Origin of the sequence: Rhizobium sp. AN5, from assembly GCF_900215255.1 — a bacterium.
Lineage (GTDB): Bacteria > Pseudomonadota > Alphaproteobacteria > Rhizobiales > Rhizobiaceae > Agrobacterium > Agrobacterium tumefaciens.
Window position 1 is genome coordinate 146640 of record NZ_OCMJ01000003.1, and the last position, 12139, is coordinate 158778.

Consider the following 12139-nt stretch of genomic DNA (forward strand, 5'->3'; position numbering starts at 1 on the left):
TCCTCAACCGCCCCGCACTTCAAATCGGCCTATCGCGACAGGTCGATCAGGATCTTCAGATGCTTGCCGGCCGGGTCGAGCAGCTGATCGAACCCTTCCGTGACCGCCTCGCTGAGTGAGACGTTTTTGGTAACGATCCGGCTCGCCGGGATCTGGCCGCTGGCGATCAGCCGGGCAACACGCGGCCAGTAGTGAGTCGGATAGGCCCAGGAGCCGCGGATATCGATGTCCTTGAAGGTCACGTCGAACCAGTTCAGCGGGTTTTCGCCGGGGTGGAGGCCGGTCTGCACCACAACGCCCTGCTTGCGCACGGCATCGGCGCAGTTCTTCAGCGCATATTCATTGCCGACGCATTCGATGGCGACATCGCAGCCGACATTGCCTTCGGTCTCGGCGCGGATGACATCGCCGACCTTTTCCGTCTTGGGATTGATCGTGCGCACCTCGCCAAGCGCCTCCCGCGCCAGTGCCAGACGCGTATCGTTGAGATCGGAAAGGAATATCTGCGAAGCACCGGCAGCACGCGCCGCCATGGCGACGAGAATGCCTATCGGCCCGGCACCGGTCACAAGCACGCTGCTGCCGGCCGTAACACCGCCACGGTCGCAGGCATAAACCGCGACTGCCGTCGGCTCGATGAGGGCCGCTTCCTGATCGGAAAGTGCATCGGGTATCGGCTGGACGTTATAGTCGTTAAGAAGAGCGGCCTGCGCCATGCCGCCGGAATGCCAGGACAGACCGGCGAGAGCGAGATTTGTGCTCAGGTGATAAAGACCGCGATCAGCATAATAGTCGCCATGGCGCGGCATGATGAGCGGCTGGATCGATACCCGTTCGCCGGGCTTTACATGGCTAACGCCCTCGCCCACGGCCTTGACGACACCGCCGAATTCATGACCGAGAATTTGCGGCCCGTGCGCGCCGGTGAAAGGATGCGGCTCCTTCGGCACGAAGATCGGGCCATAGGCATATTCGTGCAGGTCCGTGCCGCAGATGCCGCAGAACTTGTTTTCGACGAGCACCTCACCCGGACCGGGCTCAGGCGGCATATCCACATCCTCGATGCGTAGGTCCTTGGCGGCGTGAAAGCGCAGTGCTTTCATTGCATTTCCTCCTGTAGTTCTTGCACAGAAGGATCAGCAAGCGGCATGCCAGAATGGCTTGCGCCATATCTTGAAGTATTTTCAATTGGTTACAAATGCAGCACTGAGGCTCGCCGGCAGAATGCAACAGGTTCCGTGCAACAGGTGTTGCAATGGTCGCACCGGTTCGGACGCAGTCAATTCAGCCGTTTGAGACGGCGGTGGATGGTGGAGCGGTTGACGCCGAGGCTTCGCGCCAGCGCCGAGACGTTGTTGCCGCAGTCCTTCAGCGCCCGGCGCAGATCGTCGTCATCGCGCGATGCATCATCGGTGGCGACTTCGGCAAAGAGGTGTTCAGGCAGGCAACCCGGATCGATCTTGCCGCCATCGGAAAGGGCGGCTGCAACCCGCAGTGCATTGAAGAGTTCGCGCAGATTGCCCGGCCAGTCATGGTCAAGCAGAATTGCCCGTGCCGCCCTGTCGATCAGATAGGTCTCGCCGTTTTCCTTCTCGATGCGGCGGAGAAACTGATCGATCAGCCAGCCGAGATCCTCGCGCTCCCGCAGCGCCGGCAGCGTCACCGTTGCGGCGTTCAGGCGATAATAGAGGTCCTGCCGGAAACGGCCTTCCTTCACCAGCTCGGCAAGATCGCGGTGCGATGCGGACAGTACTCTCAGACGCACTGGCTTGGCCTTCAATGCACCAACCGGCTGCACCTCGTTTTCCGAAAGCACGCGCAGCAGGCGGCTTTGAAGGGAAAGCGGCATGTCGCCAATTTCATCCAGGAACAAAGTGCCGCCACTTGCCTCCTCGATGAGACCGCGCTTGCCTTTCTGGCTGGCGCCGGTGAAGGCACCGGGCGTGTAGCCGAACAATTCGGATTCGATCAGATGCTCCGGGATTGCCGCACAATTGACGGCGACGAAATTACCGCCGCTGTTGCAGCTGTCATGGATCGCCCGCGCCAGATATTCCTTGCCGCTGCCCGTCTCACCCTGAATGAGGATGGGAATATCGCGGGCGGCAAGCTTTGCTGCCCGCGCCTGCACCTTTTCCATCGCCGGATCGCCGTTGCTCATGTCCCTCAGCGCTCGTGGCAGGCGTGGCTCAGGCGTGATAGGGGCGCGAATGCTGACGGCGGGCGCGATCGCGCTGGCAAAAAGCACCAGACCGTTGCGGGCGCGCAAAAGACGCTCGCCATTCGGCCGCCCGCGCATGAAGCGCGGCAGGTCGTCCACATCGATATCGAAGACCGAGGAAATCGGCTGGCCGAGAAAATCGCGGGTGGCAAGGCCGTGCATGTTCATGGAGCGCGCCAGCGCCCCGAAGCCACCATGGGTCATGCCGGTGATACGTCCGCTGCCATCAAGGGCGATCGCCGCATCGGGATCGACGTCAAGGAACTCAGGTGAGCGGGCAAGACGCAACACCCAGTCATTGCGGGTGCGGGTCATGAGATTGGCAAGCTCGATGCGCCGCGCGGTGGAGGCAACGAGATGCAGCGCCAGTTGCTGGCTGGCCTTGGCCGTCGGCGAGCGCAGCTGGGAAATGTCGAGCACAGCGGTGAGATCGCCGAGCGTATCGAAGACGGGCGCAGCAGTGCAGGTGAGCCCAATATGGCTGGTATCGAAATGGTCATCCTGATGGATGATCACCGGCTCGCCGGAAACGAGGCAGGCGCCAACGGCGCAGGTACCGGCCCGGTTTTCCGACCATTCCGAGCCAAGGTAAAGCCCCGCCCTCCGCAACTGGTTGTCGAAGGTCGGGTCGCCCATGAAATCGACGGTAACGCCGCGCGCATCCGACAGCAGCAGGACGTAATTCTGCTCGGCAATCTGGTTGAACAGAGCTTCGAGACCGGAGCGGCCGATACGGATCAGCTCCTCGGCCTGCTCGCGATGCTCCCGAAGCTTCAGCTCGGGCACGATATAGGCTTCCTGTGCAATCGTTGGATCGAGCTTGTAGTCATTGAGGCAGCGCAGCCAGGACTGTATGACCGGCGTATCACGCGGGCTGACCGCGCCCATGCCGACACGTTCGATCTCACGTATATGCGACAGCGTCGACACCATGCACGCATCCTCCGGCACGGATGGTCGCATATTAGGAGATCGCCCACAATCCACCTCTTACGGTGGCTCAGTCGTTCGAAGCGATGCAACAGTCGCGAATGCGACCGTCTCAGGTGTTTGGCCGATTGATAATGTTCTCGCAATTGGCCGGATTGCCGATGATTTCGCTGGTCTTGATGGTGGAAGCGGGATCCGCGGTGATCTTGATGATGCAGTCGCGGCGATGCTCCTTGATCTTCATGCCTTCCGTTTCCGATATCCGCATCTGCCCGTCCACGGTGCGGATTTCCCGCTTGTTGGAGAGGCCGGCATAGGTCTCAACATCCACCTTCAGCCAATAGGATTCCGTCGCGCCCTTTTCGATGATCACCTTGTTAGGACGGCCAAGTCTGGCGATAGCCGCATCCAGGGGCTGGCCCACGAGGCTCGCCACCGTTCGCGATGCGTCCGTCTGCCCGGTCGTGGCGCACCCCGAAATAGCAGCCAGCACGCTGACCAGACACCCCGTTTCAAGCCATCTCATTTTCAGTTTTCTTCCCTCACAGAATACCATCAGCCAACACGTTCCGTCGTCAACGGTGCAATCTAGGCTCGATAATTTTGCTCTTAAAGGAGGTGCGACCGAGATGCTGATCAACTTGTTATGATCGACAGGGTCATACAGGTGTTCTCATCTGTTGCGGAACACGGTGCAGGGAATGCCGGCCTGGCGGATTTCGCCGCAAAGCTCGTTGGCCTGGCCGCGTGTATCGCGGCCGATGCGGGCGGCATAACGCGGGCGCGAACCAAAATTGCCGCCTCGCTGCCGCACGATCAAAGCCCGTTCGGCGTTAAGCGGCCCGGATAGTTGGCCAATGGCGCGGGTAAAAAGCCGGTTCGCCACCGCCGGATTATAATGCGCGGCAAGCTGCACGCCCCAGGGCGCCCAGTCGGCCGACGAGATGAGGACGGGATCGTTCATCGTTCGCGTATCGGCCAGACGCTGGCAGGCATCGATGAAGGTTCGGGTCTCATCCAATGCCGGGGCCGCCTTTTCCGGCGGATTGTCCTTCCATTTCTCAACCGGATATCCCGTTATCGCAAACACATAATCCCGGGTTTCCGTCGGCAGCCGACCGGTTGCGATAAAATTCCGCAATCCCGCCTCGCCCGCATTATAAGCTGCGGCGGCGAGACCGAAATTGCCAAACTGCGTATTCAGCTCGGACAGATACCGGGAAGAGGCCTCGAGTGCGGCGATGATGTTGAAGCTGTCTTTGAGACCACGCAGCTTTGCGGTTCCAGGCATGAACTGGGCTATGCCTTCAGCGCCCTTCGGGCTGACCGCATTGGCCCGGAACAGGCTTTCCCGCCAGATGAGCCGGGCGAAATAATCCGGTGGCACGGCGTGGCGCCCGGCCAGAACCTCGATGGCGTTACACAGGTCGTTATTGTATCTTTCGACACGGATGCACAATTCCGGCGCGACATCATGGGTGTAGGCGCAGGACACTTTGCCATCGGCCTTCTCCTCGGCCCCGGCCGTGCCACTGGCAAGCGCCAGCAACCACAGAGCAAGACCCACGCAGCGTGTTGATATCCCCGCCAAGCAAAATTCCCCGCAAATCCCACGCCCGATGCGCCGATTATCAGGCATTCTGCAAGATATGCCCAGACCTATGGCTCATCTTCAATGGAAGCTTCGGTCTGGGCCTTGCCGGGGCTTCCATGCGTCCAGAATGAAGGTCGCATTTCCGCGTCGGCAAGGCCATCTTGTTTGCTTAGAAGTCCTGCCAATCCACATGTTCGACGGCGACTGCAGCGGAACCGCGCACCGCAAGCGGGCGGGATGCCGGGCGGCGCGGAGTGGCAAAGGTAGCCTGCTGCTCGAAGCCGCTCCGCGACGACGATGTCGAGTGCGATGCGTCATCGAACCGGAATTGCCCCAGAAGCTCAAACAACGCTGCCGCTTCCCGTGCAAGGCTGTGGCTGGCAGCCGTCTGCTCCTCAACCATCGCGGCATTCTGCTGCGTTCCCTGGTCAACGGTGTTGACCGCCTGATTTATCTCGGCGAGCGCCGTGGACTGTTCGCGCGCGGCATCGACGATCGCTACGACATTGGTGTTGATGTCGCGCACCTGTTCCGCGATTTCCTGTAAGGCAGACCCCGCTTTGGTGACAAGGCCAACGCCGTTTTCAACCTGCGTGCCAGACGCGTTGATCAGGCTCTTGATTTCCTTTGCGGCCGTCGCCGAGCGTTGCGCAAGTTCGCGAACTTCCTGCGCGACCACGGCAAAACCCTTGCCCGCTTCGCCTGCGCGGGCAGCTTCCACGCCTGCATTCAGCGCAAGAAGATTGGTCTGAAAGGCAATCTCGTCGATAACGCCGATGATATTCGAAATCTCACGCGACGATTTTTCGATCTGGTCCATGGCACTTATCGCATCGCGCACAACCTGACCTGAATGTTCGGCATGGTCACGGGCACGGCCAACGATTTTTCCAGCCTCTTCCGCCCGGCGGCTTGAATCATTGACGGTGGTGGTGATTTCTTCGAGGGCTGCTGCCGTCTCCTCGATAGAGGCGGCCTGCTGTTCCGTACGTCTGGCGAGATCGTCGGCCGCAGACCTTATTTCATTCGACCCCGAAGAAATGGCGCCGGCATTTTCAGAGACCAGCGTCATGGCCTTCTTGAGCTTTTTCGAGGCTGCGTTGAAGTCGGACCGCAATCTTTCAAGCGAGGGGATAAAGGGTTTGTCGATGCTCTGCGAAAGATCACCGTCAGCCAGATTGGTCAGGGACTGCGCGAGCTTTTCGACGTTTTCAACACGTCCGGTCACGTCGGTGGCAAATTTGACGACCTTGAACACCTTGCCGGACAAATCGAAGATCGGATTATAGGAGGCCTGAATGAAAACCTTGCGACCGCCCTTGCCAAGCCGCATGAATTCATCCGCCACCAGATCGCCGCCGGCAAGCCTTTTCCAGAATTGCGCATATTGCGGGGACTGCGTGTAGGCGGGTTCGCAGAACATCGAATGATGCCTGCCCTGCACCTCGGTGAGCGAATAGCCGAGCGCCGCCAGAAAATTCTCATTGGCCGTCAGGACCTCGCCGTTCGGAGAGAACTCGATGATGGCCTGCGCCCGCGACAGGGCGTCGATCTTGCCCGCATCTTCCGCCGCCTTCAGCTTGCGCTCGGTAATATCCGTGGCGATCTTGACCACTTTCACCGGCTTGCCGCGACGATACACCGGATTATAGGAGGCCTCGATCCAGACTTCCCTGCCACCCTTGCCAATGCGCTTGTACTGCCGCTGATCGAACTGGCCGGCCGAAAGCTTTGACCAGAAGGCCTTGTAGTCCTGCGATGACACGACTTCAGGTTCAACGAACATGCTGTGATGTCTGCCGACTATTTCCGCCAGCTCATAACCGAGCGCACGACAGAAATTCTCATTGGCGGCGAGAATCTTTCCGGCCATATCAAATTCGATGATGGCTTGAGATTTGGAGAGCGCGGCAAGAACCGCGAAAGCATTGGCACCACGATCAAGAAAACTCACGCGCGATCCTCCGATGGCAGCTGGACGGTTTCTACTGAAAATCGTTCACCAACAATATGATTACATTATTAAATAATATTTAAGGATAATATTGATGTTGATCACGCGATTTAGTTGTACGGGCGAAATTTGGGCAATACGTGTCTTCCTGCCGCAAAAATCTGCATATTAGATCAAGCTCGCGCTTCAAGTTACAAAGAGACATTGTTTCATATTTATTCTTCAGAACGGCGTGATTCACAAATATCGCTGCCTTCCCGCCTCTTTTCGGAACGATCGGCGCATGGCTACATTGTTTACCGAATGGGGCTTTCTTTTGGGAGGAACACGCCGTGAAGAAGAACATGATCTGCATCTGGTACGATAGGGATGCCGAGGCCGCAGCCAGATTTTATGCCGATACCTTTCCCGACAGCACCGTCAATTCCGTGTATAGGGCGCCGGGCGATTACCCCTCCGGCAAGGAGGGGGACGTGCTGATGGTGGAATTCACGGTGGCAGGCGTCTCCTGTATCGGCCTCAACGGTGGGCCGACATTCAAGCACACCGAGGCTTTCTCGTTCCAGATTTCGACTGATGATCAGGAAGAGACGGACCGATACTGGAATGCCATCGTCGGCAACGGCGGAGAAGAAAGTGCCTGCGGCTGGTGCAAGGACCGATGGGGCATCTCCTGGCAGATCACCCCGCGGGTGCTGATGGAAGCAATGTCCGCCGGCGGCGCCGAGGCCAAACGTGCATTCGCGGCAATGATGGATATGAAGAAAATCGACGTCGCCACCATCGAGGCGGCACGTCGGGGTTGATGCTAACAAGTCATTCAGCGACAAGTAGCGAAGAAAGACATTTCAAGTAAAGAACTGAAAAACAACGGAAAATCAGATAAAACCCGTTTATCTGATTTTCCCTGGACGCATATGCGTGCCTGTACCTTCACTCATCACAAAACGTTCAACAAAGTGTAAGCGATCCGTCAAAGACGGCTGCTAGCAGAGCCCGTGGCTTCGTGTTGGGGACGTGACGTCCTCGCCGGTCATGCCATTACTCCATCAACGGGGCTCAACTTATGAAATCTTCCGCTCTGACCTCTTTCGTGGCAGGCGTTGCCATTGCCGCCGCCTTGGGCGCCACGGCTGCCCACGCAGAAAAGACCAAGTTCGAATTCTGGCACGGCCTTTCCGGCGATCTCGGCGACCGCGTTCAGGAAACCTGCAAGAAGTTCAACGACTCCCAGGCTGAATTCGAAATCGTCTGCACGTCGCAGAACGACTACGATGCCACGCTGCAGAACACCATTGCCGCCTACCGCGCCAAGAAGCAGCCCGCCATCACCCAGATCTACGATGCCGGCACGCTGGACATGATGTTGTCCAAGGCTTTCGTTCCCGCCAAGAAGCTGATGGCCGACAACGGCTACAAGATCGACTGGAACAACTATTTCCCCGGCATTGCCAATTATTATGCAACGGCTGACGGCGAGTTGAACTCCTTCCCCTATAATTCCTCCACCGCGGTCTTCTATTACAATGTCACCGCTTTCGAAAAAGCCGGCATCACCTTCAAGCCCGACACATGGGAACAGGTTGAAGAAGCCGCCCGGAAGCTGAAGACGGCCGGTTTCGAATGCCCGCTGGCCTTTAATTTCGACACCTGGATGCTGATGGAACAGTTCTCTGCCATCCACAACCAGCCAATCGCCACCAAGGGCAACGGTTATCAGGGCCTCGACGCCGAACTGACGATCAACAAGACGAAGTTCGTTGATCAGGTCAAATTCTTCAAGAAGATGCAGGACGAGAAGCTGTTCGTCGTCAAGACCAAGCAGCTCGGTATGGACATCCTGCCCGCTTTCACCTCGCAGACCTGCCAGATGTTCATGTCCTCGATTGCCGGCCACGGCACCGTCGGCAAGACCATGCCTGATGGCGTGAAGTGGGACGTCGCCATGCTGCCGATCTGGAAGGGCACCGAGCGCCACAACTCGCTGGTTGGCGGTGCTTCGCTCTGGGTAATGGCTGGTCGTCCGGAGGCTGAATACAAGGGTGCGGCCGCATTCCTGAACTTCATCGCGCAGCCTGATATGGTTGAGTGGTGGTCGACCGTTACCGGCTACATCCCGGTCACCAAGACCGGCTTCGACGCCATGAAGGCCAACGGCTTCTACGACAAGGCGCCCTACAAGGGCCGTGAAAAGGCAATCGAAAGCCTGACGTTTACGCCGCCTTCCGAATATACCCGCGGCATCCGCCTCGGCGGCTTCACGCAAATCCGCAAGGAAGTCTCGACCTCGCTCGAAGCCATCTTCATGCAGAACGCCGATATTCAGACCGAACTCGACAAGGCTGTCGAGCGCTCGAATGCCGGCCTGCGCCGCTTCGAAAAGACCTATGCCGGCGCCAAGCTGAACTAAGCGGTTCTTTTCGCCTGGGTTTGCCCGTGTCCGCGCGGGCAAACCCTTAATGCCATTTTCTGTTTCGGATATTTCATGGAAAAGCGCGCCGTTTTCAAAAGCACATGGTTGCCGCTGCTGTTCGCATTGCCGCAGCTGGCACTGATCCTCCTGTTCTTCTACTGGCCCGTGGCGGCGGTGATCAACTGGGCCTTCACCCTCCAGCCGCCCTTCGGCGGCGCGGCGGAATTCGTTGGTTTCGCCAATTTCCAGGAAGTCTTCTCTGATCCATTCTACTGGCATTCCGTTACCGTCAGCCTGATCTTCGCGACCGTCGGCCCCTTCGTCGCCATCCTCATCGGCCTCACCCTGGCGCTCTCCGTCGACCGCCAGCTTCCCGGCTCCGGATTTTTCCGGGTTCTGTATATCCTGCCCTTCGCCATCGCAGGTCCCGCCGCAGGCATGGCCTTCCGCTTCATCCTGTCGCCGGAACGCGGGCTGGCCGCTTCACTCAACGCCGCCTGGCCAGATATCTGGAACCCGGCGAAATATGGCGAACATGCACTGGCGCTCGTCATCGCCATCTTTATCTGGAAATGGGCGGGCTACACCTTCATCTTCCTGTTTGCCGGCCTGCAATCCGTGCCCCGTTCGCTGACGGAGGCTGCGGCGATGGATGGCTCGGGCCCGATCCGCCGCGCCATAGACATTCAGGTGCCGTTGCTCGCACCCACGCTGTTCTTCCTTATGGTGACGATGATGACCGAGGGTTTCGTCGGCCAGGACACGTTCGGCATCGTGCATTCGCTGACGGCAGGCGGCCCCAACCGCGCCACCGATGTGATGGTTTACCGCATTGTTACCGAGGCCTTCGAAGGGCTGAACTATTCCGGCGCCTCGGCACAAACCATCGTCCTCATCGGCCTCATCATGGTCTTCACCTTCATCCAGTTCCGCTTCATCGAGCGGCGCGTCCATTACAAGTGAGGCCTGAGAGATGATACAGCGCACGCCCTATGCCGACGCCTTTACCTACGTGGTCATGGTCGCGGGACTTCTGCTTCTTATCGGCCCCTTCATCGTGGTACTGGCAGGCGCCAGCCAGACGGTGCAACAGGTGAACCACACGCCCTTCAGCTTCATGCCGCAGGGCGAGCTTTTCAAAAATCTCAGCACCGCCTGGAACCGCGCCAATCTGGGCAACGCCATGTTCAACAGCCTGGTGATGGCCTCGCTCGTCACTGCGGGCAAGGTAGCCCTTTCCGCTCTGACCGCCTTCGCCATCGTGTTTTTCCGCTCGCCGCTGAAACACCTGTTTTTCTGGTCCGTCTTCATCACGCTGATGCTGCCGCTCGAAATTCGCGCCGTTCCGACCTATGCCGTGGCGGCGGATGTGTTCCAGCCGTTCCGTTACCTCATAGCGCTGGTGAGCGGTGTCGAAGTCAACATCGAATGGAACCTGCTGAATTCCTATGCGGGCCTGTCGCTGCCGCTTGTCGCCACGGCCACCGGCACCTTTCTCTACCGGCAGTTTTTCATGACCCTGCCTGATGAACTTGCGGAGGCGGCGCGCATGGATGGCTCCGGCCCCGTGCGTTTCTTTTTCGACGTGCTGCTGCCGCTCTCGCGCACCAACATGCTGGCCCTCACCACCATTCTCTTCGTCTCCTCGTGGAACCAGTATCTGTGGCCACTGCTGATGGTCACCGACCCCTCCTACAAGACGGTGATGATGTCGTTGCGTGCGCTTTTGCCCTCCGAGGACGGCACGCCGGACTGGAACGTCACACTTGCCGGTTCCCTCATCATCATCATGCCGCCGCTTCTCGTCGTGGCGTTCCTGCAACGCTGGTTCGTGCGCGGTCTCGTGTCATCCGACAAGTGACGACGCGACGCGTGGCTCTCAACAACAAGGTTCTTAATATCATGGCTCAGATCGATATTCGGCAGGTCCGCAAATCCTATGGCAAGACCCCGACCCTGCACGGCGTGGATCTCACTTTCGAAACCGGCGAATTCGTCGTCATCCTAGGCCCCTCGGGCTGCGGCAAGTCCACACTTCTGCGAATGATCGCCGGGCTGGAGGACATCACGTCAGGTGAAATCGCCATTGGCGGGCGCGTCGTCAACACGCTGGAGCCGCGCGAGCGCGGTTGCGCCATGGTGTTCCAGAACTACGCGCTTTATCCGCATATGACGGTATCTGGCAATATAGGTTATGCGCTGAAGGTCGCAGGCGTTCCCAAGGCTGAGCGCCTGCGCCGCATCGAGGAAACGGCAAAGATCGTTGGCCTTTCGGACTATCTCGAACGCAAGCCGGCCGCCCTTTCCGGTGGCCAGCGCCAGCGCGTGGCCATGGCTCGCGCAATCATCCGCGAACCGCAGGTATTCCTGTTCGATGAACCGCTGTCCAACCTCGATGCCAAGCTGCGTGTGACGATGCGCGCCGAAATCCGCAAACTGCACCAGCGCCTGTCGGCCACCTCCGTCTTCGTCACCCATGATCAGGTGGAAGCCATGACGCTGGCCGACAGGCTGGTGGTGATGAACAAGGGCAATGTGGAGCAGGTCGGTCATCCACTCGATATCTATCACCGCCCCGCCAGCACCTTCGTAGCCTCCTTCATCGGCTCACCGGCGATGAACCTGTTCAACACGCGGGTGGAGGTCGAATCTCCATCCGTCATGCTGGGCGGCCAGCCGGTGAAACTCTTCCCCGAAACCGCGCTGGAGCTGCGCGGGCGCGACGTGACAGTCGGCATTCGCCCTGAACAATGCCTGGTCAGCACCGAGGGTGCGGGCGTGCCCGCAACCGTGGACTTTGTAGAAGAGCTGGGCTCCGGCCGCATCGTACATGCGGAAATCGCCGGCGAAACTTTCTCTGCAGCCATCGGCGAAGATCTGTTGGTCAAACCCGGCCAGCGTATCCACTTCGAACTGCCCCCCGCCCACCTTCACTTTTTCGATCCGGCCACCGGCAAGCGCATCGAAACCGAGGGCGTCATCGAGACAACCCGCATCGGCAACGAAAAGCTGCTGGCGGTTTGATGG

Annotated in this window: 10 protein-coding genes; 5 read left to right on the forward strand and 5 right to left on the reverse strand. The window is 59.0% G+C overall.

The window, feature by feature from the left end; all coding sequences use genetic code 11:
• Nucleotides 1-29: 29 nt before the first annotated feature.
• From CRP02_RS04135 to CRP02_RS04155, 5 genes are all read right to left on the reverse strand, one after another.
• Nucleotides 30-1103: a 2,3-butanediol dehydrogenase gene (locus CRP02_RS04135; RefSeq protein WP_097100285.1), complete on the reverse strand. Its 1074-nt coding sequence runs from the start codon at nucleotides 1101-1103 to the stop codon at nucleotides 30-32.
• 176 nt (nucleotides 1104-1279) lie between these two features.
• Nucleotides 1280-3154, reverse strand: a complete 1875-nt coding sequence (locus tag CRP02_RS04140) for a sigma-54-dependent Fis family transcriptional regulator (RefSeq protein WP_097170357.1) — start codon at nucleotides 3152-3154, stop codon at nucleotides 1280-1282.
• A 109-nt stretch (nucleotides 3155-3263) separates the two neighbouring features.
• A complete protein-coding gene (locus CRP02_RS04145; protein ID WP_097170358.1) occupies nucleotides 3264-3677 on the reverse strand; it encodes a hypothetical protein in 414 nt (137 codons plus the stop codon).
• Nucleotides 3678-3824: 147 nt separating this feature from the next.
• Nucleotides 3825-4718 carry a transglycosylase SLT domain-containing protein gene (locus CRP02_RS04150; protein ID WP_097170359.1) on the reverse strand — a complete coding sequence of 298 codons (894 nt, stop codon included), beginning with the start codon at nucleotides 4716-4718 and terminating at the stop codon, nucleotides 3825-3827.
• A 196-nt stretch (nucleotides 4719-4914) separates the two neighbouring features.
• Nucleotides 4915-6699: a methyl-accepting chemotaxis protein gene (locus tag CRP02_RS04155; protein WP_097170360.1), complete on the reverse strand. Its 1785-nt coding sequence runs from the start codon at nucleotides 6697-6699 to the stop codon at nucleotides 4915-4917.
• 332 nt (nucleotides 6700-7031) lie between these two features.
• On the opposite strand from CRP02_RS04155, the gene CRP02_RS04160 reads away from it, so the two are divergent.
• From CRP02_RS04160 to CRP02_RS04180, 5 genes are all read left to right on the forward strand, one after another.
• Entirely contained in the window at nucleotides 7032-7505 is a 474-nt protein-coding gene (locus tag CRP02_RS04160; protein WP_097170361.1) for a VOC family protein, read from the forward strand.
• A 260-nt stretch (nucleotides 7506-7765) separates the two neighbouring features.
• On the forward strand, nucleotides 7766-9109 hold the full coding sequence (locus tag CRP02_RS04165) for an extracellular solute-binding protein (RefSeq protein ID WP_097170362.1): 1344 nt from the start codon (nucleotides 7766-7768) through the stop codon (nucleotides 9107-9109).
• A gap of 75 nt (nucleotides 9110-9184) precedes the next feature.
• Nucleotides 9185-10075 (forward strand): carbohydrate ABC transporter permease, encoded by an 891-nt coding sequence (locus tag CRP02_RS04170; protein WP_003517818.1) that lies wholly within the window; start codon nucleotides 9185-9187, stop codon nucleotides 10073-10075.
• Nucleotides 10076-10085: 10 nt separating this feature from the next.
• On the forward strand, nucleotides 10086-10973 hold the full coding sequence (locus tag CRP02_RS04175) for an ABC transporter permease subunit (protein ID WP_003517820.1): 888 nt from the start codon (nucleotides 10086-10088) through the stop codon (nucleotides 10971-10973).
• Between the two features lie 41 nt (nucleotides 10974-11014).
• Nucleotides 11015-12136, forward strand: a complete 1122-nt coding sequence (locus CRP02_RS04180; protein WP_097171237.1) for a sn-glycerol-3-phosphate import ATP-binding protein UgpC — start codon at nucleotides 11015-11017, stop codon at nucleotides 12134-12136.
• Nucleotides 12137-12139 lie beyond the last annotated feature (3 nt).

Excerpts from the sequence above, each read along its gene's own strand:
- CRP02_RS04135 (WP_097100285.1), bottom strand. The coding sequence starts at position 1,103 with ATGAAAGCACTGCGCTTTCACGCCGCCAAGGACCTACGCATCGAGGAT.
- CRP02_RS04140 (WP_097170357.1), bottom strand. The coding sequence starts at position 3,154 with ATGGTGTCGACGCTGTCGCATATACGTGAGATCGAACGTGTCGGCATG.
- CRP02_RS04145 (WP_097170358.1), bottom strand. The coding sequence starts at position 3,677 with ATGAGATGGCTTGAAACGGGGTGTCTGGTCAGCGTGCTGGCTGCTATT.
- CRP02_RS04165 (WP_097170362.1), top strand. The coding sequence starts at position 7,766 with ATGAAATCTTCCGCTCTGACCTCTTTCGTGGCAGGCGTTGCCATTGCC.
- CRP02_RS04170 (WP_003517818.1), top strand. The coding sequence starts at position 9,185 with ATGGAAAAGCGCGCCGTTTTCAAAAGCACATGGTTGCCGCTGCTGTTC.
- CRP02_RS04175 (WP_003517820.1), top strand. The coding sequence starts at position 10,086 with ATGATACAGCGCACGCCCTATGCCGACGCCTTTACCTACGTGGTCATG.
- CRP02_RS04180 (WP_097171237.1), top strand. The coding sequence starts at position 11,015 with ATGGCTCAGATCGATATTCGGCAGGTCCGCAAATCCTATGGCAAGACC.